Raw genomic sequence first — 22265 nt, forward strand, 5'->3', positions numbered from 1 at the left:
AGAGGCGGTCCTACAGATGCCGCAGCTCTTCGTAGGACCGGCTTTAGCCGGGAAGGCGTGAGGTGTTACGCAGTAGATCGAAAGAGCGTTAGGGAAGCTGGCTTACTCCCGCAGATTCTGTACCCAATTCTCGTCAAACTTGTGTTCTTTAGCGATCTCCAACAGGATTACGTCTTTGCGCTATGCGCTGTTACACAATCCTGCCCCCACGAGAATCCCATGACGACCAAGGCGCCTGCGGCGAGCGACACGCTATCCCTTTCCCGAAAACATCATGAAACCGTTGAGCTGCTGATCGATGCGGAAGCGGATGACGATCAGGTTCAGCACGAAAAACCGGTGGTGAAGCGACCCTGGCTTTTGCTGCTCGGACTGGTGCTGGTCGCGCTGAATCTGCGCCCTGCGCTGTCGAGCATGGCGCCGCTGCTCAGCGAGGTGTCGGAAAGTCTGGGCTTGTCTGCTGCCAAGGCGGGGCTGCTGACCACGCTGCCGGTTCTGTGTCTGGGACTGTTCGCGCCCCTTGCGCCGATCCTTGCACGCCGTTTCGGCAGCGAGCGGGTGGTGCTGGGAATCTTGCTGACGCTGGCGTGCGGCATTCTCCTGCGCAGCTCGTTCGGCGAAGCAGGCCTGTTCGCCGGCAGCATCATGGCAGGCGCCAGTATCGGCATTATCGGTGTGCTGCTGCCCGGCATCGTCAAGCGCGACTTCGCCAGCCAGGCGGGCACGATGACCGGCGTGTACACAATGGCATTGTGTCTGGGTGCCGCTGTCGCGGCTGGGGCCACTGTGCCGTTGAGCCACGCGTTCGGGGATGGCGTCGGTGACAGCTGGAAATCAGGGTTGGGATTCTGGATCGTTCCGGCGATTGTCGCGGCTGTGTTCTGGCTGCCACAGACCCGCCAGCGTCACGGTCAGCATCAGGCGGCCTACCGGGTGAGAGGGCTTTTCCGCGACCGTCTGGCCCGACAGGTCACGCTGTACATGGGCCTGCAGTCGTCGTTGGCCTACATTGTGTTCGGTTGGTTGCCCTCGATTCTGATCGGACGCGGCCTGACCGCGACCGAGGCCGGTTTGTTGCTGTCCGGTTCGATCATGGTCCAGCTCATCAGCTCATTGGCCACGCCATGGCTGGCGACGCGGGGCAAGGACCAGCGGCTGGCAATCCTGCTGGTCATGCTCCTCACGCTGGCTGGCCTTTACGGCTGCCTATATGCGCCGCTCAACCAGCTGTGGTTCTGGGCCGTCGTGCTCGGGCTGGGGCAGGGCGGCACCTTCAGCCTGGCGTTGACGCTGATCGTGCTGCGCTCTCGCGATTCCCACGTTGCGGCCAACCTCTCCAGCATGGCTCAGGGCGTCGGCTACACCTTGGCGTCCCTGGGGCCTTTTGCAGTGGGCGTGGTGCATGACTGGACCGGCAACTGGAGCGCCGTCGGCTGGATTTTCGGCCTGATTGGCGTGACGGCAATCGTCGCCGGGATGGGAGCCGGACGCTCGCTCTATGTGAATGTGACCAGCGAAAAAATCTGAGAAGCGGTATTTCCATCACGAATGTCCGTGGCAAAACGGCTCGCTGGCGCTTATCGTGCGAGCTCATTTCCCACGGATGTCCAAGCGCATGAGCGAAACCCGCCTGAGTGAACAACACGCAGCCCTGATCAGCCGCTTCTACGAGGCGTTCAATCGCCTGAACGCCGAAGCCATGGCCGCCTGTTACAGCGATAACGTGGTGTTCAGTGATCCGGTGTTCGGCGAGCTGCGCGGGCGGGATGCCGGCGACATGTGGCGAATGCTGACGTCGCGGGCCAAGGACTTCTCGCTGCGTTACGACACCGTGCGGGCTGACGAGCGCACGGGTGGCGCGCATTGGGTGGCGACTTACCTGTTCAGCCAGACCGGTCGAACGGTGGTCAACGACATTCAGGCGCGCTTCGTGTTTCGCGATGGCAAGATCTGCGAACACCACGATCATTTCGATCTGTGGCGCTGGTCGCGTCAGGCCTTGGGCGCCAAAGGCACTTTACTGGGATGGACGCCGCTGGTGCAGAACGCCATTCGCGCGCAGGCGCAGAAGGGATTGAAGGCCTTTCAGGCTGGCCGCTGATGCTCTGGTAGAATCGCAGCTTTCCTGTCCTCACCGCTTGTTCAGACGATGACCGAAGTCGCGATCCCCATTACCGCCGCCGTTGAAGCCACGGTCACTAAACCGTGGTTCGTTTATCTCGTGCGCGCGGCCAATGGCTCGTTGTACTGCGGCATCAGCACTGATCCCCAGCAGCGCTTCATCAAGCACCAAAGCGGGAAAGGCGCGCGCTTTTTCAGTTCCAGTCCTGCGACGGCGCTGGTGTATGTCGAGGCGTGCCGCGACAAGGGCGATGCGTTGCGTCAGGAACGGCTGATCAAAAAGCTGCGCAAGCGGGCGAAGGAAGCGCTGGCCGCCAGCTATATACACAGGGCTGATGCCGCGCCATCAGCCTGAGCGGGTAGGCCATCGCCGCTGCGCCAGCTAAGCTGGTCGTTCACCTTTGCGGATGGACCGAAGCATGTCAGAACTGATCCTGCACCATTACCCGGCGTCACTGTTTTCCGAAAAAGCGCGTCTGATGCTCGGCTTCAAAGGCTTGTCGTGGCGTTCGGTCATCATCCCTCCCATCATGCCCAAACCGGACGTCACTGCGCTGACCGGCGGTTATCGCAAGACGCCGGTGTTACAGATCGGCGCTGATATCTACTGTGACACCGCGCTGATCGCGCGTCGGCTGGAGCAGGAGAAGTCGTCGCCTGCCTTTTACCCGGAAGGTCAGGAGTTCACCGCGTCGAGCCTCGCAGCCTGGGCCGACTCAGTGCTGTTTCTGCACGCCGTCAGCCTGGTCTTTCAACCCGCGTCGATGGCGGTGCGATTCGCCAAGGCCCCGCCGGAGGTTGTCAAAGCGTTCTCCGCGGATCGCGCATCATTCTTCGAGGGCGGCACCGCGACGCGTATTCCGCTCGAACTGGCCAAGCATCAGTGGCCCACACTCATGGGCCGTTTGCAGCTGCAACTGGAGCGCAACGGCGACTTCCTGCTGGGCGCCCCTTCAATTGCCGACTTCGCCGTCGCTCATACGCTGTGGTTCCTGAAACAGACGCCCGTCACCTCACCGCTGGTGGACGACTATCCGGAAATACTGGCCTGGTATCAGCGCGTGATCGGGTTTGGTCACGGCGCGGCCAGTGAGTTGAGCTCTGCCGACGCACTGGAGATCGCCCGCCGGGCTGCGCCGCAGCCGCTGCCGGTGGAAGACTTTATCGACCCCAACGGCTTTGAGGTGGGTCAGCAGGTGAGTGTTTCTGCTGTCGACTACGGCGTGAACCCTGTGCAGGGCGAGTTGGTCTTCAACGGTCGCGAAGAAATCGTCGTGCGTCGTGAGGACGAGCGCGCCGGGGACGTGCATGTGCACTTTCCGCGTTATGGGTTTCAGATCAAGGCCGCTTAAGGGCAGCTCCCAACAGAGCATGGCCGTCACTTAAGCGCCGCGAGAATCTCGTCCGGTGAAAAACCTCTGATCAACGTGCCATTGACGTCGATCAGAGGAATGCCGCGGCCGCCCAGCGCCTCGTAGGCTTTGCGCCCGGCGGCGTCTTTTTCGATGTCGAACTCGGTGTACGGAATACCCTTGCTGTCGAGGAAGCGTCGGGTCTGTTTGCAGTAGCCACACCAGTCGGTCGCATACAGCGTGACCTTCGCGTTTGCCTGCACCTGCGCAGAGACCGAAGACGCGGGGTGCACGAAGTTCTCGATCTTGCCCCAGTTCTGGTAAACGACAACGACCAGCAGGATCAGCACGAACTTCTTGAGCGTGCGCGCGAACATCTGCTTCAGCGCCTCTTCAACTGATCGGTGAGTTGAGTCGGCAGGCCTTTAATGATCAGCGTGCCTTTCTCTTCGTCGTATTCGATCTTATCCCCCAGCAGGTGCGCTTCGAAGCTGATCGACAAGCCTTCGGCGCGACCGGTGAAGCGCCGAAACTGGTTCAGGGTACGCTTGTCGGCGGGGATCTCTGGCGACAGGCCGTAGTCCTTGTTGCGGATGTGTTCGTAGAACGCGCGCGGGCGATCTTCGTCGATCAGCCCGGACAACTCTTCCAGCGCGATGGGCTCGCCCATTTTGCTCTGGCTGCTGGCGTAATCGACCAGCGCCTTGGTTTTCTCGCGGGTGGATTCTTCCGGCAGGTCTTCGCTCTCGACGAAGTCACTGAAGGCCTTGAGCAGGGTGCGGGTCTCGCCGGGGCCGTCGACACCTTCCTGACAGCCGATGAAGTCGCGGAAGTATTCCGAGACTTTCTTGCCGTTCTTACCCTTGATGAACGAGATGTACTGTTTGGACGCTTTGTTGTTCTGCCATTCGGAAATGTTGATCCGCGCGGCCAGGTGCAGCTGGCCCAGATCCAGATGCCGCGACGGCGTGACATCCAGCGCTTCGTTCACGGCGACGCCTTCGCTGTGGTGCAGCAACGCGATAGCCAGGTATTCGGTCATGCCCTGTTGGTAGTGCGCGAATAACACGTGGCCGCCCACCGACAGGTTGGACTCTTCCATCAGCTTCTGCAGGTGCTCGACTGCCACGCGACTGAACGCCGTGAAATCCTTGCCCTCATCCAGATACTCCTTCAACCAGCCACTGAACGGGTGCGCGCCGGACTCGGCGTGGAAGAAACCCCAGGCCTTGCCCTGTTTGGCGTTATAGCTCTCGTTGAGGTCGGCCAGCATGTTCTCGATGGCCTGGGACTCCGCGAGTTCGGAATCTCGAGCATGGAGGACTGCGGGCGTACCGTCGGGTTTTTTGTCGATCAGGTGAACGATGGCATGACGGATCGGCATGGATTTCTCGGCTGCTGAAGTGGAACTGAACGGGTGGAAGCCAGGCCCGTGCGAAAGTCGGCAAGTGTACCGCAGACAGGCCCTGGAACGCGCTGTGCGGGCCGAAAACACGGCGCCGGGCCTATTAATATGACTTTTTTGGGGTTGAACCGCGATAAAGCTGACCAAATGGGCAGCAGGGTGCGGATATTTGCTTGGCTCTGTGCTAGTTTTGCCCGGTCTTGCGCACTGAAGCGCGCCAAGCACGCAGTTTGTGGGGTTCTGCCGAACCAAAGACCGATTTCAGCATCTACATTTCGCGTCTGTACACACTCTGCAAACCATTCGAATTTGATAGGGAAGGAACACCACCATGGCTCTGACTAAAGACCAATTGATCGCCGATATCGCAGAAGCTATCGACGCGCCAAAAACCACCGCGCGCAATGCTCTGGACCAATTGGGCCAAATCGTCGCTGACCAACTGGAAAACGGTAGTGAAATTACTCTGCCAGGCATCGGCAAACTGAAAGTCACCGAGCGTCCAGCTCGCACCGGCCGCAACCCTTCGACTGGCGCAGCCATCGAAATCGCTGCCAAGAAAGTGGTCAAGTTCGTACCAGCCAAAGTGCTGACCGACTCGGTCAACAAGTAAGCGAAAACGCTACTTGTGTGAGGAAACCGTGTGACGGAGTGATCCGGACACGGTTTTTTTGTGCCCGGGATTCAGTAAAAAACGGGCCGATATCCAGATCACTTGCCGGCGCTCCAACGCTCGGCCCGCCAGGCAGCCTGCTGCGCCTTGTCATGGAACGTCCAGGCGACGAACCGGCTTTGTTTCTGTCCCTGCGACATCTCGACCACATGGCTTTCCAACGCGCCGGTTTTCTTCAGCGTGCTCTGAATCAGCGGCAGGTTCGAGGCCTTTGACACCAGTGTGCTGAACCACAGCACCTGAGCTGAAACCTGCGCGCTCTCGGCGATCAATTGCGCGACGAATCGTGCCTCGCCGCCTTCGCACCACAGCTCAGCTGCCTGACCTCCAAAGTTGAGCACGGGCAGTTTGCGCTTGGGATCGGCCTTGCCCAGCGCGCGCCATTTACGCTGACTGCCGCGCAGTGCTTCCTCCTGCGAGGCGTGGAACGGCGGATTGCACAGGGTAATGTCGAAGCGTTCATCGCGTTCGAGCAGCCCTGCGAGGATGTATTTGCGATTGCTTTGCTCACGCACGCCGATCGCTTTGCCCAACTGGTTGGCCTTGACGATGGTGGTGGCCGAGGCGAGGGCGATCTTGTCGATGTCCGATCCCAGAAAATGCCAGCCGTACTCGCTGTGCCCGATCAGCGGATAGACGCAATTGGCGCCGGTGCCCACGTCCAGCGCCTTGATCGCCGCGCCCCGCGGGATCACGCCCTCGTTGCGCTCGGCCAGAAGGTCAGCGAGGAAATGCACGTAATCGGCCCGGCCCGGGATCGGCGGGCACAGATAATCGGCAGGGATATCCCAGTGCGCGATGCCGTAAAAAGCCTTGAGCAAGGCGCGATTGAACACCCGAACCGCCGCCGGATTGGCGAAATCGATGCTCTCCTTGCCGTAGGGATTGGTGATCACGAACTTGCCCAGTTCCGGACTGCTCTTGATCAGCCGAGGAAAGTCGTAATGGCCCTGATGACGGTTGCGCGGGTGAAGGCTGGCCTTCTCGCGAGGGGCGGCGGGCTTGGCTGCAGTCGCGGGTTTTGGCGTCCTGCGCGGCGGTTTGGGATGGCGTGGGGTATTCATGGGCAGTCAGTTCTGATGACAGGCACCGCACCCTGTAGGAGCGCGCTTGCCCGCGATGACGTCGGATCGGACATCGCCGTTCTTCAGAAGAACAGCGCTGTCATCGCTGGCCTCATCGCGGGCAAGCGCGCTCCTACAGGATTCTCAGCCAGCCCGGTGATCGGGCTGGCTGATCGGTCGATTACAGACTGGCAATCCGTGCGTGCTGCTCGGCCAGTTTGCTCAGCGCCTGCTCAGCTTCGGTCAGCTTGGCGCGTTCCTTGGCAATGACTTCAGGTGGCGCCTTGTCGACGAACGCGGCGTTTGACAGCTTGCCGCCCACGCGCTGGACTTCGCCTTGCAGGCGCTGGATTTCCTTGTCCAGACGCGCCAGCTCGGCGCCCTTGTCGATCAGGCCGGCCATCGGCACCAGCACTTCCATCTCGCCCACCAGCGCGGTAGCCGACAGCGGCGCTTCGGCACCCGCCGCCAGCACGGTGAACGACTCGAGCTTGGCCAGCTTTTTCAGCAAGTGCTCGTTCTCGTTGAGGCGGCGCTGATCTTCGGCGCTGACGTTCTTGAGGAACAGCTGCAGCGGTTTGCCCGGCCCGATGTTCATCTCGCCACGAATGTTGCGCACGCCCAGCATCAGGCCCTTGAGCCACTCGATGTCGCCTTCGGCAGCGGCATCGATGCGCGACTCGTTCGCCACCGGCCACGGTTGCAGCATGATCGTCTTGCCCTGTGCACCGGCCAGCGGCGCGAGGCGCTGCCAGATTTCTTCGGTGATGAACGGCATGAACGGATGCGCCAGACGCAGCGCCACTTCCAGTACGCGAACCAGCGTGCGGCGGGTGCCGCGCTGACGTTCGACCGGCGCGGTTTCGTCCCACAGAACCGGCTTGGACAGCTCCAGGTACCAGTCGCAGTACTGGTTCCAGATGAACTCGTACAGCGCCTGCGCCGCGAGGTCGAAACGGAATTGATCCAGCTGGCGGGTCACTTCGGCCTCGGTGCGCTGCAGCTGCGAAATGATCCAGCGATCCGGCAGGGAGAGCTCGAATGCTTCGCCGTTCTGACCGCAGTCTTCGCCCTTGTCCAGCACGTAGCGCGCGGCGTTCCAGATCTTGTTGCAGAAGTTGCGATAGCCTTCGACGCGGCCCATGTCGAACTTGATGTCGCGACCGGTGGAGGCCAGCGAGCAGAAGGTGAAGCGCAGCGCGTCGGTGCCGTAACTGGCGATACCCTCGGCGAACTCCTGACGGGTCTGCTTCTCGATCTTCTTCGCCAGTTGCGGCTGCATCATGCCGCTGGTGCGTTTCTGCACCAGTGCTTCAAGCTCGATGCCGTCGACGATGTCCAGCGGGTCAAGGACGTTGCCCTTGGACTTGGACATCTTCTGGCCTTGCCCGTCGCGCACCAGGCCGTGGACGTAAACGGTCTTGAACGGGATCTGCGGCGTGCCGTCCTCGTTCTTCACCAGGTGCATGGTGAGCATGATCATCCGGGCGACCCAGAAGAAAATGATGTCGAAGCCGGTCACCAGCACATCGGTCGGGTGGAAGGTTTTCAGGAATTCGGTCTGCTCAGGCCAGCCCAGCGTGGAGAAAGTCCACAGGCCGGAACTGAACCAGGTGTCGAGTACGTCGTTGTCCTGCTGCAGCGCCACGTCAGGGCCGAGATTGTGCTTGGCGCGTACTTCGGCTTCGTCGCGACCGACGTAAACCTTGCCCGATTCGTCGTACCAGGCCGGAATGCGATGGCCCCACCACAGCTGACGGCTGATGCACCAGTCCTGAATGTCGCGCATCCAGGAGAAGTACATGTTTTCGTACTGTTTCGGCACGAAGGCAATGCGACCGTCTTCCACGGCGGCAATCGCAGGCTCGGCGAGTGGCTTGGTGGACACGTACCACTGGTCAGTCAGCCACGGCTCGATGATGGTGCCGGAGCGATCGCCTTTCGGCACTTTCAGCGCGTGGTCGTCGACGCTGACCAGCAAGCCGGCGGCGTCGAAGGCAGCCACGATCTGCTTGCGCGCTTCGAAGCGGTCGAGCCCTGCGTACTGCGCCGGCAGGCTGCCGTCGATGGCGTCGTTCAGCGTGCCGTCCAGGTTGAACACCTGAGCGGCGGCCAGCACGTTGGCGTTCTTGTCGAAGATGTTCAGCAGCGGCAGGTTGTGGCGCTTGCCCACTTCGTAGTCGTTGAAGTCGTGCGCCGGGGTGATCTTCACGCAGCCAGTGCCGAATTCAGGGTCGCAGTAGTCGTCAGCGATGATCGGAATGCGACGGCCCACCAGCGGCAGTTCGACGAATTTGCCGATCAGCGCCTTGTAGCGTTCATCGTTCGGGTTCACCGCAACAGCGGCATCGCCGAGCATGGTTTCCGGACGCGTGGTGGCCACGATCAGGTAATCCAGACCTTCGGCCGTCTTTGCGCCGTCTGCCAGTGGATAACGCAGGTTCCACAGGCTGCCTTTCTCGTCGTGGTTTTCCACTTCGAGGTCGGAAATGGCCGTGTGCAGTTTGGTGTCCCAGTTGACCAGACGCTTGCCGCGATAGATCAGGCCGTCTTCATGCAGGCGCACGAAGGCTTCTTTCACGGCTTCGGACAGGCCGTCGTCCATCGTGAAGCGCTCGCGGCTCCAGTCGACCGACGAGCCCAGGCGACGGATCTGACGGCTGATGTTGCCGCCGGACTGATCCTTCCACTCCCAGACTTTTTCGAGGAATTTCTCGCGACCCAGATCGTGACGGCTCTGCCCCTGCGCTTCGAGCTGGCGCTCCACCAGCATCTGCGTGGCGATACCGGCGTGGTCGGTCCCTGGCTGCCACAGGGTATTGCGGCCCTGCATGCGGCGGAAGCGGATCAGGGCGTCCATGATCGCGTTGTTGAAACCGTGGCCCATGTGCAGGCTGCCGGTGACGTTCGGCGGCGGAATCATGATGGTGTACGAGTCGCCCGCGCCTTGCGGGGCGAAATAATTCTCGGACTCCCAGGTTTGATACCAGGAAGTTTCGATAGCGTGCGGCTGGTAGGTCTTGTCCATGCGCGGCGGGAACCTGATCTGCTTTCAGTCGGAAAAGCCGGGAAGTATAGCTTTTCAAGGCAGCGGCAAGCTACAAGCGCTAGACCGCGACCTTATGAGCGGCGCACATCCCTGCTTTCGATCCCGCCCGGAAGCGGCACCGAGTTGTCAGATCAGGTGTTGTACTGCGAAAGGAGCCGCTCCATCCGCGCATCCAGACGGCGCTTGATCTCGTTCTCGATGTGCGGGGCGAAGTCGTCGATGACGTCTTGCATGATCAGTTGTGCAGCGGCACGCAGCTCGTTGTCCAGGTGCAGCAGGTCGTCCGGATTGGGTTTGCTGGCGACTGGCTCGGCCTGTTCAGGTGCAGGCGGTTCCAGGGCAATGACCGGTTCGGCGGTCAGTGTCGGGATGTCATTGACGTCCGCTTCTTCAGCGGCGACGACCTGGCCGCTGACCACGTCGAACAGCAACGGGATCTGGCCTTCGCCGGAAACGCTATCGGTGAGCAGGGGAGGTTGCAGGGAATCATCGCCAAGCAACTGCCGGATCGACTCGAGGTCATCGAGCAGGTGCGCGGAATCTTTCAGGTTTTTTGAATTGTCCATCGTGTGCTCAAAGACGCTGCAGTCGGTGATCTTGCAGAGGATAGCCCTGTTCACGGTAGAAGCGGAAACTCTCTCGTGCCGCCAGGCGGATGGCCGGATCCTCGACGACGATCTCGGCCACACGGGCAAAACGTTTGAAAAACTCGGGGATGCGCAGGTCCAGATTGACCAACAGATCCTGATGTTGACCCGGGTCATCGCCGACACCAAGCGCCACCGGAGCGTCCTGATCTTCCTCGATCACGCCGTGGGGCACGAAGGTTTCGCCCTTGAAGCGCCAGAGCCGGGCATCGAGGTCTTCGCGCTGTTGCGCGTCGCTGCAGTGCAAATAGACCCTGTGGCCAAGCCGCCAGGCTTTATCGGTGAGCTTGCAGGCAAAATCCAGGCGCGCGAGTGGATCGGCGCTGGGCAGGATGTAAAAGTCGACTTGGGTCATGAAGGTTCCAGAGCGCCAAACGTGCCGGCCCGGCGGGCCGACACGTTTCAGGGCGCTTATACGCCAGCGCGGTCCAGCAGGTATTGGGTCAGCAGAGGAACCGGACGGCCAGTGGCGCCCTTGTCCTTGCCGCCGCTCAGCCATGCGGTGCCGGCGATGTCCAGATGCGCCCACTCGTAGGCCTTGGCGAAGCGCGACAGGAAGCAGGCGGCCGTGATGGTGCCGCCTTTCGGACCGCCAATGTTGGCGATGTCGGCAAACGGGCTGTCCAGTTGCTCCTGATATTCATCGAACAGCGGCAGTTGCCAGGCACGGTCATCGGCACGCTTGCCGGCTTCCAGCACCTGATTGATCAACGCGTCGCTGTTGCCCAGCAGGCCGGAGGTGTGACCACCCAGCGCAACCACGCAGGCGCCGGTCAGCGTAGCGATGTCGATGACGGCTTGCGGTTTGAAGCGTTCGGCGTAGGTGAGGGCGTCGCACAGCACCAGACGGCCTTCGGCGTCGGTGTTGAGGATCTCGACGGTCTGGCCGCTCATGGTCTTGACGATGTCACCCGGACGGGTAGCGGTGCCGCTCGGCATGTTCTCGGCGGCGGCCACGATGCACACCAGATTGATCGGCAATTGCAGTTCCAGCACGGCGCGCAGCGTGCCGAACACGCTGGCAGCGCCGCACATGTCGAATTTCATTTCGTCCATGTTCGCCGCAGGCTTGATGCTGATGCCGCCGGTGTCGAAGGTGATGCCCTTGCCAACGAGCACGAACGGCTTGTCGGCCTTCTTGCCGCCGGCGTAGTTCATCACGATCAGGCGAGGTGGCTGGGCGCTGCCTTGAGCGACGGCCAGGAACGAGCCCATGCCCAGATCGGCGATTTTCTTCTCGTCGAGCACGTCGACTTTCAGGCCCTTGTACGCCTTGCCCAGCGCCTTGGCTTCTTCGCCCAGATAGGTCGGGTGGCACAGGTTAGGCGGCATGTTGCCCAGGTCGCGGGTGAACGCCATGCCGGCGGCGATGGCTTGAGCATGCTTAGCAGCGCGCTCCACTTCAGCGACGTTGGCCTTGGCCGTCAGCAGGGTGACTTTCTTCAGGGCGCGAGGGTCGGCCTTCTGGCTCTTGAAGCGATCGAACACGTACTCGCCATCGGCCAGGGTTTCCACCAGCAGGCGATTCTTGCCATAGATGTCACGGTTTTTCACGGCCAGGTGATCGAGCGCGAATGCTGCGTCGGTGCCGCCCAGGCTCTTGAGCGTGTTCAGCGCGCCGCTGATGATCTTGCGGAACTGGCGATCGCTCAGCTCAGGCTCTTTGCCGGAACCCACCAGCAGAACCCGATCGGACTTGAGGTTGGGCAGGCTGTGCAGCAGCAGGCTCTGGCCCACTTTGCCGGACAGATCGCCGCGCTTGAGAACGGCACTGATTGCGCCGCCGCTCAGCGCGTCGACGGTCTTCGCGATGTCGCTCAGCGTGCGGCCTTCACCGACGGCAACCACCAGCGTGGCGGTCTTCAAGGTTTCTGCACTGACGCTTTTAACAACCAATTCCATGTCGGGGTCCCCGGGTAAACTGTGGGTGATCGCAATAATCGAGTGCGCGGCAGGATGCGCAGGTGTCTCGCATCGCCCTGCCAGCGGCAAGGCCCGCAGTTTGACCTTGCTTGCCAATGCATGACAACCCCGGAGCGCGGCCGGCACCTGCATCGGTTAAAGAAGTATCCGGCGCGCTCAGTGACAGACACACCCAATCACAGGATAATGCCGCATATTTTTTCGGTGATTCGCCGCAGCGCGTCATGGCTGATCCAATTCATTGTCAGGCTGCCTGAGCGTGACAACCCTGGAGTGTCTGGTTTGATTGTCTTCCGTTACCTGTCCCGAGAAGTGCTGGTTACCTTGAGCGCTGTGAGCGCTGTGCTGCTGGTAATCATCATGAGTGGCCGCTTCATCAAGTACCTGGCCCAGGCTGCATCGGGTGCCCTGGACCCGGGCGTGCTGTTTCTGATCATGGGCTTTCGCCTGCCGGGCTTCATGCAACTGATCCTGCCGCTGGGGCTGTTCCTCGGGATTCTGCTGGCTTACGGGCGTTTGTACCTGGAAAGCGAAATGACCGTTCTGGCGGCCACCGGCATGAGTCAGCAGCGTCTGCTGTGGATGACGCTGGCGCCCGCCGCCGTCGTGTCTCTGCTGGTCGCCTGGCTCAGCTTCAGCCTCGCGCCTCAGGGCGCAACCCAGTTTCAGCTGCTGATCAACAAACAGGACGCGATGACCGAGTTCGACACGCTGGTGCCGGGCCGCTTCCAGCTGCTGCGTGACGGCAGCCGGGTGACGTACACCGAGACCATGACGGACGACCGTATCAACCTTGGCGGCGTGTTCATCTCAGAAAAGAAACTGAACGAGAAGAAAGATCACGGCATCACCGTACTGGTCGCCGAGAAGGGCCGTCAGGAAATCAAACCCGATGGCAGCCGTTATCTGATTCTGGACAACGGATATCGCTACGACGGTAACCCTGGGCAGGCCAATTACCGCGCGATCAAATACGACACCTACGGCGCTCTGCTGCCCAAGCCCGAAATCAGCGACGAAATCACCGACCGGGACGCCATCCCTACAAGCGAGCTGCTCAATGGCGAAAACACCCTGCGCAACAAGGCTGAACTGCAGTGGCGCATTTCCCTGCCCATCCTCGTCTTCATCGTCACGCTGATGGCCGTGCCATTGGCCCGGGTGAACCCGCGTCAGGGCCGCTTCCTCAAATTATTGCCGGCGATTCTTTTGTACATGGCCTATCTGACCATCCTCATCGCCGCTCGCGGCGCGCTCGAAAAAGGCAAGATCCCGCTGGGCCTGGGTTTGTGGTGGGTGCATGCGCTGTTCCTGGCCATCGGGCTGGGCCTGCTTTACTGGGAGCCTCTGCGTTTGAAACTGGCGAGCCGCCGCAGCGTGTCGGAGGTGGCTCATGGTTAAGCTCGATCGGTACATCGGCAAAAGCGTCTTCATGGCGATTCTCGCCGTGCTCGGGATCATTCTCGGGCTGGCGTCGCTGTTCGCATTCATCGACGAGATGGCTGACATCAGCGACACCTACACCTTCTGGGATGCCGGCAGCTTCGTGGTGATGACCGCGCCGCGCCGTCTTTATGAAATGCTGCCGATGGCTGCCCTGATCGGCTGCCTGATCGGCCTTGGCGCCTTGGCCAGCAGCAGCGAGCTGACCATCATGCGCGCTGCGGGTGTGTCCATCGGCCGGATCGTCTGGGCGGTGATGAAGCCGATGCTGGTGCTGATGGTGGCGGGTCTGCTGATCGGCGAATACGTCGCGCCGGTCACCGAGGCTCAGGCCCAGGCGGCGCGTTCCCTGGCGCAAGGTACCGGCGATGCGCAAAGCGCGCGTCATGGCTTGTGGCATCGTCAGGGCGACGAGTTCATTCACATCAACACCGTGCAGCCCAATGGCTTGCTGTACGGCGTCACGCGCTACCGCTTTGACGATCAGCGTCACATGCTCAGCGCCAGTTTTGCCAAACAGGCGAACTTCCAGACCGATTACTGGCTGCTCAAGGACGTCTCCACAACGCTGTTCCATGAAGACCGCACCGAGGTGGTGTCTGCCCCGGAAGAGCGCTGGAACGTCGCATTGAGCCCGCAATTGCTGAGCACGGTGGTGCTGCCGCCCGAGTCGCTGTCGATGACCGGGCTGTACGGGTACGCACGTTATCTGGCAGATCAGGGCCTGAGCAACGGCCGTTACTGGCTGGCGTTCTACACCAAGATCCTGCAACCGCTGGTGACCGTGGCGCTGGTGCTGATGGCCATTTCCTTCATCTTCGGGCCGCTGCGCTCCGTGACATTGGGTCAGCGCGTGTTCACCGGCGTGCTGGTTGGTTTCACCTTCCGAATCGCGCAGGACCTGCTCGGGCCTTCGAGCCTTGTGTTCGGGTTCTCGCCGCTGTTCGCTGTTCTGGTGCCAGCGGGTATCTGCGCACTGGCAGGGCTCTGGCTGCTGCGTCGGGCGGGTTGATCGTCAGCGGGCAATGAAAAAGCCGACCTCAGGGTCGGCTTTTTTGTGTCTGAGTGATCGCCTGGCTACTGCTTTCGTTTCGGAATCCGCACCAGCTGCGTCTCGGAATACAGGTCGTGCCAGCAGCGCTTTTGCTTGTCGAACAGGCTCCAGAAAAAACCGAGCCCCACGCACAGCCAGGACGCGATCGCGACGACGAAACGCAGCAGCGCTTGCCAGAGGCTGATACCGGTTCCGTCCGCGTTTTGCACGCGAATGCCCCAGACCTGCATGCCCAGCGTCTGGCCGGCGTGGGTCCAGAACTTGGCGAAGAATGCGAACAGGGCGAACAGCAGAAGCGTGGAGAGCAGGGGATCGCCGTCCAGCGCGCCTGACTCGGACAGCTGACGCAATCTGGCCTCGCCCACGACGCTCATCCAGACCAGCTTGTACAGGAAGGTGATTACCATCAGCAGCGCAACGCACAGCAGCGCGTCGTAACAGATGGCGGCCATGCGACGGCCCAGACCGACTGCGGGGAAATCACCCTGTGGGCTTAGCAGGTGCTTGGGCATCTCGGACGCTCGTTCACGGGGAAGCGGGCAGTGTACGAAATCGCAGGCATAAAAAAGCCCCTGATGTCGCCATCAAGGGCTTTTATGCTTTCAGCGATCAGCCTTCAGCTTGTACTTCATCAGCCTGCATGCCTTTCTGGCCTTGCACAGCAACGAAAGTAACTTTCTGGCCTTCTTTCAGGCTCTTGAAGCCGTTGCCCTGAATAGCGCGGAAGTGGACGAACAGATCCGGACCGCTCTCTGGAGTGATAAAACCAAAACCTTTCTCGTCGTTAAACCACTTAACGGTACCGCTCTGACGTGTAGACATTTTCTTATTCCTAGACGCATAAATTAATGACAGTCCCTTTCACACGAAAGAGTACTGGGCTGGTTGCAGGAAGAAGAAACGTAGAGCGGGATGTAGCATTGCTTTTGGCGCTACTGCCCAGGTCACGATCCCAGCGACCTATGCAAACACAGTTGAGAAACTCTACGCTAACTCTCGCAGAAAAAACAAGCCCCGCTGATGCCCGGTTTCAGGGGCTTTGGCCGGTTTTTTGAAAACTTTAACCACATCGAGGGGATCGATAGTTTTTAATATCGAAGCCCCTTGGAAAGTGCATTTTTTTGACAGTTTGATTGCTGTTTGCGCGAGCGCCAGACTGCGGCATGCGAACAGTTGAATGCACTGTTGCGGTGCCGCAGTTTCTTGACGCGCCTGTCAGCCTCGGAAGTAACGTGGCGCAACGAAAGGCATTTTGCTAACGAGCATCGGTACTTTCTTGCCACGAACGATTGCCCAGACCGGTGTATCCAGCGCTGTGAATCCTGCGTCCAGGTAGCCCATTGCCAGTGGTGCGCCGAGGGTCGGTCCGAAGCCGCCGCTGCAGATCGAGCCGATCACTTTATCGTCGGCATCGACAATTTCAGCGCCCTCGCGCACCGGCGTGCGCTCTTGCGGCAGCAGGCCGACACGCTTGCGAGCCGCACCGGTTTGGTGCTGGGCGAAAATTTGATCAGCGCCCGGGAAGCCGCCTGCGCGAGCGCCGTCGGCGCGACGAACCTTGGAAATCGCCCACAGCAGGCTGGCCTGAATCGGCGTGGTTTCGGTATTCATGTCATGACCGTAGAGGCACAGGCCTGCTTCCAGACGCAGCGAATCACGTGCGCCGAGGCCGATTGGCGCGACTTCCGGCTCAGCCAGCAGGCGACGAGCCAGCGATTCGGCCTGATCGGCCGGGACTGAAATCTCGTAGCCGTCTTCGCCGGTGTACCCGGAACGGCTCACGTAGCAGTCGATGCCGTCGATCCGCGCGGAGGTGTACTGCATGAAGGTCATCTTCGCGACTTCCGGTGCCAGGCGAGCCAGCGCCGTGACGGCCTGAGGACCTTGCAAGGCCAGCAATGCACGCTCTTCGAACAGCGGCGTGATCTCGCAGCGATTGCCGATGTGCGCGCGAAGGTGAGCGAGGTCTTCGTTTTTGCAGGCGGCGTTGACCACCAGCATCAGTTGCTCGTTACCCAGATTCGCCACCATCAGGTCGTCGAGGATCCCGCCGGTCTCATTGGTGAACATGGCGTAGCGCTGCATGCCCACCGGCAGGTCGACGATGTCCACCGGCACCAGGGTTTCCAGCACACGGGCGGCATCAGCGCCGCTCAGCAGGATCTGTCCCATGTGCGAAACGTCGAACAGGCCAGCCTGATCGCGGGTGTGCAGGTGTTCTTTCATCACGCCCGCCGGGTATTGCACGGGCATGTCGTAGCCTGCGAATTCGACCATCCTGGCACCCAGTTCACGGTGCAGGGCGTTGAGTGGGGTTTTCAACAGTTCAGCAGACATCGATGGCTCCTTGAAAGTGTTTACGTGCCCCGGCCTGAAAACCGAGGGCACGATGAAATTAGGCGGGTATCAGCACTCGATAATGTTCACGGCCAGCCCGCCACGGGCTGTTTCCTTGTATTTGCTTTTCATGTCGGCGCCGGTCTGGCGCATCGTCCGGATGACTTTGTCCAGCGAGACGAAGTGCTGACCGTCGCCGCGTAACGCCATGCGTACCGCATTGATGGCCTTCACCGAACCCATGGCGTTGCGCTCGATGCAGGGCACTTGAACCAGGCCGCCAATCGGGTCGCAGGTCAGACCGAGGTTGTGTTCCATGCCGATTTCGGCGGCGTTTTCGACTTGCTGAACGTTGCCGCCCAGCACCTCGCAGAGCGCGCCGGCGGCCATGGAGCAGGCGACGCCGACTTCACCCTGACAGCCGACTTCGGCGCCAGAGATCGACGCGTTTTCCTTATAGAGAATGCCGATGGCGGCGGCGGTCAGGAGGAACCGGACGACGCCGTCTTCGTTCGCACCGGTGATGAAACGCATGTAGTAATGCAGCACCGCAGGAATGATGCCTGCCGCGCCGTTGGTGGGCGCCGTGACGACGCGTCCGCCGTTGGCGTTTTCTTCGTTGACGGCCAGCGCGTAAAGGTTGACCCAATCCAGTACGGACAGGGCATCACGCAAGGCGGCTTCCGGGTTTTTGCACAGCTGGCGATGCAAGGCTGCCGCGCGCCGCTTGACCTTCAGGCCGCCCGGCAAGATCCCTTCGTTGCGGCATCCCGCTTCGACGCAGTCCTGCATGACCTGCCAGATATTCAGCAGTCCGGCGCGGGTCTGCGCTTCGGGGCGCCAGGCGGATTCGTTGGCCAGCATCACCTGACTGATCGACAGCCCGGTGCTTGCGCAGTGGGCCATCAATTCCTTGCCGGTCTTGAACGGGTAGGGCAGCGGCGTGCTGTCCTCGACGATACGGTCGGCACCGGCAGCGTCTTCATCGACGACGAAACCGCCGCCCACCGAGTAGTACTCGCGGCTGCGGATCTGCAGGCCGGCGGCGTCGAAGGCGCGGAAAATCATGCCGTTGGGATGGTAGGCCAGCGGCTTGCGAATCATCGCCAGGTGCTGCTTTTCGATGAACTCGATGCTGTGCTCGCCCAGCAGGCTGATCCGCTCGGTGCTGCGAATCCGTTGCAAGCGTTCGGCAACGTGCTCGGTGTCGACGGTGTCCGGATGCTCGCCTTCGAGCCCCAGCAAGACGGCCTTGTCGCTGCCGTGACCTTTGCCAGTGGCGCCAAGCGAGCCATACAGCTCGACCCGCACACTGGCGGTGCCGGAAAGCAGATCGTCACGCCGCAGCCCTTCGGCGAACCGCGCCGCAGCACGCATGGGGCCCACGGTGTGAGAGCTGGAAGGGCCGATGCCAATCTTGAACAGGTCAAACACGCTCAGGGACATGATTGGGCTCCGGTGTTGTTTTTATGGTTTTTGCAGGCTGATCGGGCTGGATTCAGTCGCGGGCAAGTTCACTCCTGCAAGGTCGGGGCGTTCGTGCATATCTGCGCGCCACAAATCGTGTAGGAGTGAGCGTGCTCGCGAATTGATTTCAGCACCACGCGGGATCTATTTTGAAAAGGGCCACTGCTCGCACAGTAGCCCCTTATCCGTCACGCGTCCTGATAGCTTTCGATCGAAGGACAGGCGCAGACCAGGTTGCGGTCGCCGAAGACGTTGTCGACACGACCGACCGGAGGCCAGTATTTGCCTTCGATCAACGAGGCGACCGGATACACCGCCTGCTCACGGCTGTACGGATGGCTCCATTCGCCGACCAGCTCGGCCGCCGTATGCGGGGCGTTTTTCAGCGGGTTGTCTTCTTTGTCCAGCGCGCCACTTTCCACTGCGCGGATTTCCTCGCGAATCTTGATCATCGCGTCGCAGAAGCGGTCCAGCTCTTCTCTGGATTCGCTTTCGGTCGGCTCGATCATCAGCGTGCCCGCTACCGGGAACGACATGGTCGGCGCATGGAAGCCGAAGTCGATCAGACGTTTGGCGACGTCATCCACGCTGATGCCGCTGGTTTCCTTGAGCGGGCGCAGGTCGAGGATGCATTCGTGCGCCACCAGGCCGCTGCTGCCGGTGTACAGCACGGGGTAGTGCTCTTCCAGGCGGCGCGAGATGTAGTTGGCGTTGAGAATTGCCAGTTGCGAGGCGCGTTTCAGGCCTTCGCCACCCATCATGCGGATATACATCCAGGTGATTGGCAGAATGCTCGCGCTGCCGAAAGGTGCCGCGCAGACCGCGCCTTCCTTGCGTTCCATCTTGCCGTGACCCGGCAGGAACGGCGCCAGATGAGACTTGACCCCGATCGGGCCGACGCCCGGGCCGCCACCGCCGTGCGGGATGCAGAAGGTCTTGTGTAGGTTCAGGTGAGAGACGTCGCCGCCGAACTTGCCCGGCGCACAGAGGCCGACCATCGCGTTCATGTTCGCGCCGTCGATGTAAACCTGGCCGCCGTTGTCGTGAATGATGCTGCAGATTTCGCGAATGCCTTCCTCGAACACGCCGTGGGTCGAAGGGTAGGTGATCATCAGTGCCGCAAGGTGATCGCGGTGCTCGATGGCCTTGGCGCGCAGGTCTTCGATGTCGACGTTGCCACGTGCGTCGCATGCGGTCACAACCACACGCATGCCTGCCATGTTGGCAGTGGCAGGGTTGGTGCCGTGGGCGGACGAAGGAATCAGGCAGATGTCGCGACGGTCATCGCCACGGCTCTGGTGATACGCGCGGATGGCCAGCAGGCCGGCGTATTCGCCTTGGGAGCCGGCGTTGGGCTGCAGCGAGATCGAGTCATAACCGGTCGCGGCGCAGAGCATCGCTTCCAGCTCGTCCGTCAGTTGCTGATAACCGGCGCTCTGTTCAGCGGGGGCGAAGGGGTGAAGGTTGCCGAACTCGGCCCACGTCACCGGGATCATTTCACTGGCAGCGTTGAGCTTCATCGTGCACGAGCCCAGCGGGATCATGGTGCGGTCCAGAGCCAGGTCCTTGTCCGCCAGACGGCGCAGGTAGCGCATCAGTTCGGTTTCGGAATGATAGCGGTTGAACACCGGATGGCTCAGGATCGGCGACTGACGCTTGAGTTCGGCGGGCAGGCGGGCTTTAACGCTTTCGGCCAGCGAATCGAAATCGGGCAGTGCCTGGCCTTCACCTGCGAACAGTTGCCACAGTACTTTCACGTCGGCTTGCTGGGTGGTTTCGTCCAGCGATACGCCCAGACGATCGGCGTCGACTTCGCGCAGGTTGATCTGCTGAGCGCGCGCCTTGGCATGCAGGTCGGCAGTCTTGGCGCCAGTGTTGAGGGTGATGCTGTCGAAGAACGAAGCCTGCTCAACGTTCAGGCCCAGCGTGCTCAGGCCCTCGGCAAAAATCGCGGTCAGCTGGTGCACACGATTGGCGATGCGGGTCAGGCCGCGCGGACCGTGGTAAACGGCATACATGCTGGCGATGTTGGCGAGCAGAACCTGCGCGGTGCAGATGTTGCTCGTCGCCTTCTCACGGCGAATGTGTTGTTCACGCGTCTGCATCGCCAGACGCAATGCGGTCTTGCCGAAACGGTCGATCGAAACGCCCACTAGACGGCCCGGCATGTCGCGCTTGTAGGCATCTTTGGTGGAGAAGTAAGCCGCGTGTGGGCCGCCGAAACCCAGCGGCACGCCAAAGCGCTGGGCGCTGCCGATGGCGACGTCTGCGCCGAATTCGCCGGGTGGCGTCAACAGGGTCAGGGCCAGCAGATCCGCTGCAACGGCAACCAGTGCGTTGGCGGCATGGAAGCGCTCGACCAGGTCGCGGTAGTCGAACACGTCACCGTTGCTGGCCGGGTATTGCAGCAGCGCGCCGAAGAATTCGCTGACGTCGGTCAACTGGCTTTCGTCAGCCACGACAACGTCGATACCCAGAGGCTCGGCGCGTGTGCGCAGGACATCAAGGGTTTGCGGGTGGCAGTGGACCGACGCGAAGAATTTCTGGCTGGACTTGTTCTTGCTCAGACGCTTGCAGAAGGTCATGGCTTCGGCGGCAGCAGTAGCTTCGTCGAGCAACGACGCGTTGGCGATCGGCAAGCCGGTCAGGTCGCTGATCAGGGTCTGGAAATTCAACAGCGACTCGAGACGACCTTGGGAAATCTCGGGCTGATACGGGGTGTAAGCGGTGTACCAGGCCGGATTCTCCAGCAGGTTGCGCAGAATCGGTGCCGGCGTGTGGGTGTTGTAGTAACCCTGGCCGATGTACGTCTTGAACAGCTGGTTTTTGCTGGCGATGGCTTTGATGTCAGCCAGCGCATCGGCTTCGCTCTGACCTGCCGACAGGCCCAGTACGCTGGTGCCTTTGATGGATTCGGGGATGACGCTGGCGCTCAGGGCTTCCAGCGAGTCAAAGCCGAGCGTGGCGAGCATGGCTTTTTCATCGTCGGCGCGCGGGCCGATGTGGCGTGCGATGAACTCGTTGGCGGTGCTCAATTCGATGCGGTCAGTCATGGCAGTCTCCTCAGGCTTCGGCGTTGGCTTTGATCAGACGGTCGTAGGCGTCCTGATTGAGCAGTTTGCCGACAGCATCTGCGTCGGAAGGAATAAAGCGGAAGAACCAGCCCTGGCCCAACGGGTCTTCGTTGACCAGCTCGGGATTGGCGTCAAGCGCCGGGTTGACCTCGACGACTTCGCCATTGAGCGGCATGTACACGCCGCTGGCGGCTTTGACCGATTCGACCGTAGCGGCTTCTGCGCCTTTATCGTAGGACGCAAGCTCGGGCAGTTGCACGAAAACCACGTCACCCAGTGCGTCCTGCGCGAAAGCGGTGATGCCGACAGTCACGCTGCCGTCAGCCTCGGCGCGCAGCCACTCGTGATCTTCAGTAAAACGCAACTCGCTCATGAAATCTCCCCAGATGAAATCGCTCGTCGTTGGCGCGAGCATGATGGGTAGCTGCTTAGCAAGTTTGCGGCCAACCTTGCTCGGCGCCTGTAGATCAAGGCTTTCAGCGATTTGTCGCCGACCGCTATCGACGAGGCTGTAGCGAAATCGTTACGGAATCCGGGTGTTTGAAAAGCATTGCAGGATCAAGGCCTTGCTGTGCGTGCATGTGCCTTGAATGGAATGAAATCGTTCCACTGTTTCGAAATCGTTCCGAACAGCGTGTTATTGCGCATGCCACCGA

Annotated in this window: 20 protein-coding genes; 7 read left to right on the plus strand and 13 right to left on the minus strand. The window is 61.0% G+C overall.

All coding sequences use genetic code 11. From position 1 onward, the window contains the following. Window positions 1-219: 219 nt before the first annotated feature. The 4 genes from QRN36_RS04830 to QRN36_RS04845 all read left to right on the plus strand — a co-directional run bounded on the left by QRN36_RS04830 (window position 220) and on the right by QRN36_RS04845 (window position 3473). Entirely contained in the window at window positions 220-1527 is a 1308-nt protein-coding gene (locus tag QRN36_RS04830) for a CynX/NimT family MFS transporter (RefSeq protein ID WP_285423036.1), read from the plus strand. A 103-nt stretch (window positions 1528-1630) separates the two neighbouring features. After that, window positions 1631-2101, plus strand: a complete 471-nt coding sequence (locus QRN36_RS04835) for a nuclear transport factor 2 family protein (RefSeq protein ID WP_285423263.1) — start codon at window positions 1631-1633, stop codon at window positions 2099-2101. 48 nt (window positions 2102-2149) lie between these two features. After that, a complete protein-coding gene (locus QRN36_RS04840; protein ID WP_285423037.1) occupies window positions 2150-2476 on the plus strand; it encodes a GIY-YIG nuclease family protein in 327 nt (108 codons plus the stop codon). A gap of 64 nt (window positions 2477-2540) precedes the next feature. Next, the gene (locus QRN36_RS04845) at window positions 2541-3473 is read left to right on the plus strand and encodes a glutathione S-transferase family protein (protein ID WP_285423038.1); all 933 of its coding nucleotides are present in this window, start codon (window positions 2541-2543) and stop codon (window positions 3471-3473) included. A gap of 26 nt (window positions 3474-3499) precedes the next feature. On the opposite strand, the gene QRN36_RS04850 is transcribed toward QRN36_RS04845, so the two are convergent. After that, window positions 3500-3850: a glutaredoxin family protein gene (locus QRN36_RS04850; protein WP_285423039.1), complete on the minus strand. Its 351-nt coding sequence runs from the start codon at window positions 3848-3850 to the stop codon at window positions 3500-3502. 5 nt (window positions 3851-3855) lie between these two features. Then, entirely contained in the window at window positions 3856-4857 is a 1002-nt protein-coding gene (gene yejK / locus QRN36_RS04855; RefSeq protein ID WP_285423040.1) for a nucleoid-associated protein YejK, read from the minus strand. Window positions 4858-5209: 352 nt separating this feature from the next. On the opposite strand from yejK, the gene QRN36_RS04860 reads away from it, so the two are divergent. Next, window positions 5210-5491 carry an HU family DNA-binding protein gene (locus tag QRN36_RS04860; protein ID WP_037014905.1) on the plus strand — a complete coding sequence of 94 codons (282 nt, stop codon included), beginning with the start codon at window positions 5210-5212 and terminating at the stop codon, window positions 5489-5491. A 98-nt stretch (window positions 5492-5589) separates the two neighbouring features. Here QRN36_RS04860 and rlmF read toward each other — a convergent pair whose 3' ends face one another. From rlmF to QRN36_RS04885, 5 genes are all read right to left on the minus strand, one after another. Beyond that, window positions 5590-6615, minus strand: a complete 1026-nt coding sequence (rlmF, locus tag QRN36_RS04865) for a 23S rRNA (adenine(1618)-N(6))-methyltransferase RlmF (protein ID WP_285423041.1) — start codon at window positions 6613-6615, stop codon at window positions 5590-5592. 181 nt (window positions 6616-6796) lie between these two features. After that, a complete protein-coding gene (locus QRN36_RS04870) occupies window positions 6797-9643 on the minus strand; it encodes a valine--tRNA ligase (protein ID WP_285423042.1) in 2847 nt (948 codons plus the stop codon). Window positions 9644-9795: 152 nt separating this feature from the next. After that, window positions 9796-10230: a DNA polymerase III subunit chi gene (locus tag QRN36_RS04875; RefSeq protein WP_285423043.1), complete on the minus strand. Its 435-nt coding sequence runs from the start codon at window positions 10228-10230 to the stop codon at window positions 9796-9798. 7 nt (window positions 10231-10237) lie between these two features. Next, complete coding sequence (locus QRN36_RS04880) at window positions 10238-10666, minus strand: DNA polymerase III subunit chi (protein ID WP_285423044.1); 429 nt, start codon at window positions 10664-10666, stop codon at window positions 10238-10240. A gap of 56 nt (window positions 10667-10722) precedes the next feature. Continuing rightward, window positions 10723-12213, minus strand: coding sequence for a leucyl aminopeptidase (locus QRN36_RS04885; RefSeq protein WP_285423045.1), 1491 nt, complete (start codon window positions 12211-12213; stop codon window positions 10723-10725). 303 nt (window positions 12214-12516) lie between these two features. On the opposite strand from QRN36_RS04885, the gene lptF reads away from it, so the two are divergent. Next, a complete protein-coding gene (lptF, locus tag QRN36_RS04890) occupies window positions 12517-13635 on the plus strand; it encodes an LPS export ABC transporter permease LptF (RefSeq protein WP_285423046.1) in 1119 nt (372 codons plus the stop codon). Further along, the gene (gene lptG, locus QRN36_RS04895; RefSeq protein WP_285423047.1) at window positions 13628-14689 is read left to right on the plus strand and encodes an LPS export ABC transporter permease LptG; all 1062 of its coding nucleotides are present in this window, start codon (window positions 13628-13630) and stop codon (window positions 14687-14689) included. The genes lptF and lptG overlap by 8 nt, the downstream gene beginning before the upstream one ends. 65 nt (window positions 14690-14754) lie before the next feature. On the opposite strand, the gene QRN36_RS04900 is transcribed toward lptG, so the two are convergent. From QRN36_RS04900 to gcvH, 6 genes are all read right to left on the minus strand, one after another. Next, on the minus strand, window positions 14755-15243 hold the full coding sequence (locus tag QRN36_RS04900; RefSeq protein ID WP_285423048.1) for an RDD family protein: 489 nt from the start codon (window positions 15241-15243) through the stop codon (window positions 14755-14757). Between the two features lie 97 nt (window positions 15244-15340). Next, window positions 15341-15553, minus strand: a complete 213-nt coding sequence (locus QRN36_RS04905) for a cold-shock protein (RefSeq protein ID WP_003237709.1) — start codon at window positions 15551-15553, stop codon at window positions 15341-15343. Window positions 15554-15946: 393 nt separating this feature from the next. Then, window positions 15947-17068, minus strand: coding sequence for a glycine cleavage system aminomethyltransferase GcvT (gcvT, locus tag QRN36_RS04910; RefSeq protein WP_285423049.1), 1122 nt, complete (start codon window positions 17066-17068; stop codon window positions 15947-15949). A gap of 69 nt (window positions 17069-17137) precedes the next feature. Beyond that, window positions 17138-18514, minus strand: coding sequence for an L-serine ammonia-lyase (locus QRN36_RS04915; protein ID WP_285423050.1), 1377 nt, complete (start codon window positions 18512-18514; stop codon window positions 17138-17140). 209 nt (window positions 18515-18723) lie between these two features. Continuing rightward, window positions 18724-21588 (minus strand): aminomethyl-transferring glycine dehydrogenase, encoded by a 2865-nt coding sequence (gene gcvP / locus QRN36_RS04920; RefSeq protein ID WP_285423051.1) that lies wholly within the window; start codon window positions 21586-21588, stop codon window positions 18724-18726. A 10-nt stretch (window positions 21589-21598) separates the two neighbouring features. Next, window positions 21599-21982 (minus strand): glycine cleavage system protein GcvH, encoded by a 384-nt coding sequence (gcvH, locus tag QRN36_RS04925; RefSeq protein ID WP_285423052.1) that lies wholly within the window; start codon window positions 21980-21982, stop codon window positions 21599-21601. Window positions 21983-22265 lie beyond the last annotated feature (283 nt).

This window comes from Pseudomonas sp. efr-133-TYG-103a, assembly GCF_030209235.1.
Taxonomy (GTDB): domain Bacteria; phylum Pseudomonadota; class Gammaproteobacteria; order Pseudomonadales; family Pseudomonadaceae; genus Aquipseudomonas.

What these genes read in the sequence shown, in the direction of transcription:
- gcvT (WP_285423049.1), bottom strand. Translation starts at nt 17,068, where the DNA reads ATGTCTGCTGAACTGTTGAAAACCCCACTCAACGCCCTGCACCGTGAA.
- QRN36_RS04860 (WP_037014905.1), top strand. Translation starts at nt 5,210, where the DNA reads ATGGCTCTGACTAAAGACCAATTGATCGCCGATATCGCAGAAGCTATC.
- gcvP (WP_285423051.1), bottom strand. Translation starts at nt 21,588, where the DNA reads ATGACTGACCGCATCGAATTGAGCACCGCCAACGAGTTCATCGCACGC.
- QRN36_RS04905 (WP_003237709.1), bottom strand. Translation starts at nt 15,553, where the DNA reads ATGTCTACACGTCAGAGCGGTACCGTTAAGTGGTTTAACGACGAGAAA.
- lptG (WP_285423047.1), top strand. Translation starts at nt 13,628, where the DNA reads ATGGTTAAGCTCGATCGGTACATCGGCAAAAGCGTCTTCATGGCGATT.
- QRN36_RS04830 (WP_285423036.1), top strand. Translation starts at nt 220, where the DNA reads ATGACGACCAAGGCGCCTGCGGCGAGCGACACGCTATCCCTTTCCCGA.
- QRN36_RS04840 (WP_285423037.1), top strand. Translation starts at nt 2,150, where the DNA reads ATGACCGAAGTCGCGATCCCCATTACCGCCGCCGTTGAAGCCACGGTC.
- QRN36_RS04870 (WP_285423042.1), bottom strand. Translation starts at nt 9,643, where the DNA reads ATGGACAAGACCTACCAGCCGCACGCTATCGAAACTTCCTGGTATCAA.
- rlmF (WP_285423041.1), bottom strand. Translation starts at nt 6,615, where the DNA reads ATGAATACCCCACGCCATCCCAAACCGCCGCGCAGGACGCCAAAACCC.
- gcvH (WP_285423052.1), bottom strand. Translation starts at nt 21,982, where the DNA reads ATGAGCGAGTTGCGTTTTACTGAAGATCACGAGTGGCTGCGCGCCGAG.
- QRN36_RS04885 (WP_285423045.1), bottom strand. Translation starts at nt 12,213, where the DNA reads ATGGAATTGGTTGTTAAAAGCGTCAGTGCAGAAACCTTGAAGACCGCC.
- QRN36_RS04875 (WP_285423043.1), bottom strand. Translation starts at nt 10,230, where the DNA reads ATGGACAATTCAAAAAACCTGAAAGATTCCGCGCACCTGCTCGATGAC.
- QRN36_RS04850 (WP_285423039.1), bottom strand. Translation starts at nt 3,850, where the DNA reads ATGTTCGCGCGCACGCTCAAGAAGTTCGTGCTGATCCTGCTGGTCGTT.
- QRN36_RS04900 (WP_285423048.1), bottom strand. Translation starts at nt 15,243, where the DNA reads ATGCCCAAGCACCTGCTAAGCCCACAGGGTGATTTCCCCGCAGTCGGT.
- QRN36_RS04880 (WP_285423044.1), bottom strand. Translation starts at nt 10,666, where the DNA reads ATGACCCAAGTCGACTTTTACATCCTGCCCAGCGCCGATCCACTCGCG.
- QRN36_RS04845 (WP_285423038.1), top strand. Translation starts at nt 2,541, where the DNA reads ATGTCAGAACTGATCCTGCACCATTACCCGGCGTCACTGTTTTCCGAA.
- QRN36_RS04915 (WP_285423050.1), bottom strand. Translation starts at nt 18,514, where the DNA reads ATGTCCCTGAGCGTGTTTGACCTGTTCAAGATTGGCATCGGCCCTTCC.
- yejK (WP_285423040.1), bottom strand. Translation starts at nt 4,857, where the DNA reads ATGCCGATCCGTCATGCCATCGTTCACCTGATCGACAAAAAACCCGAC.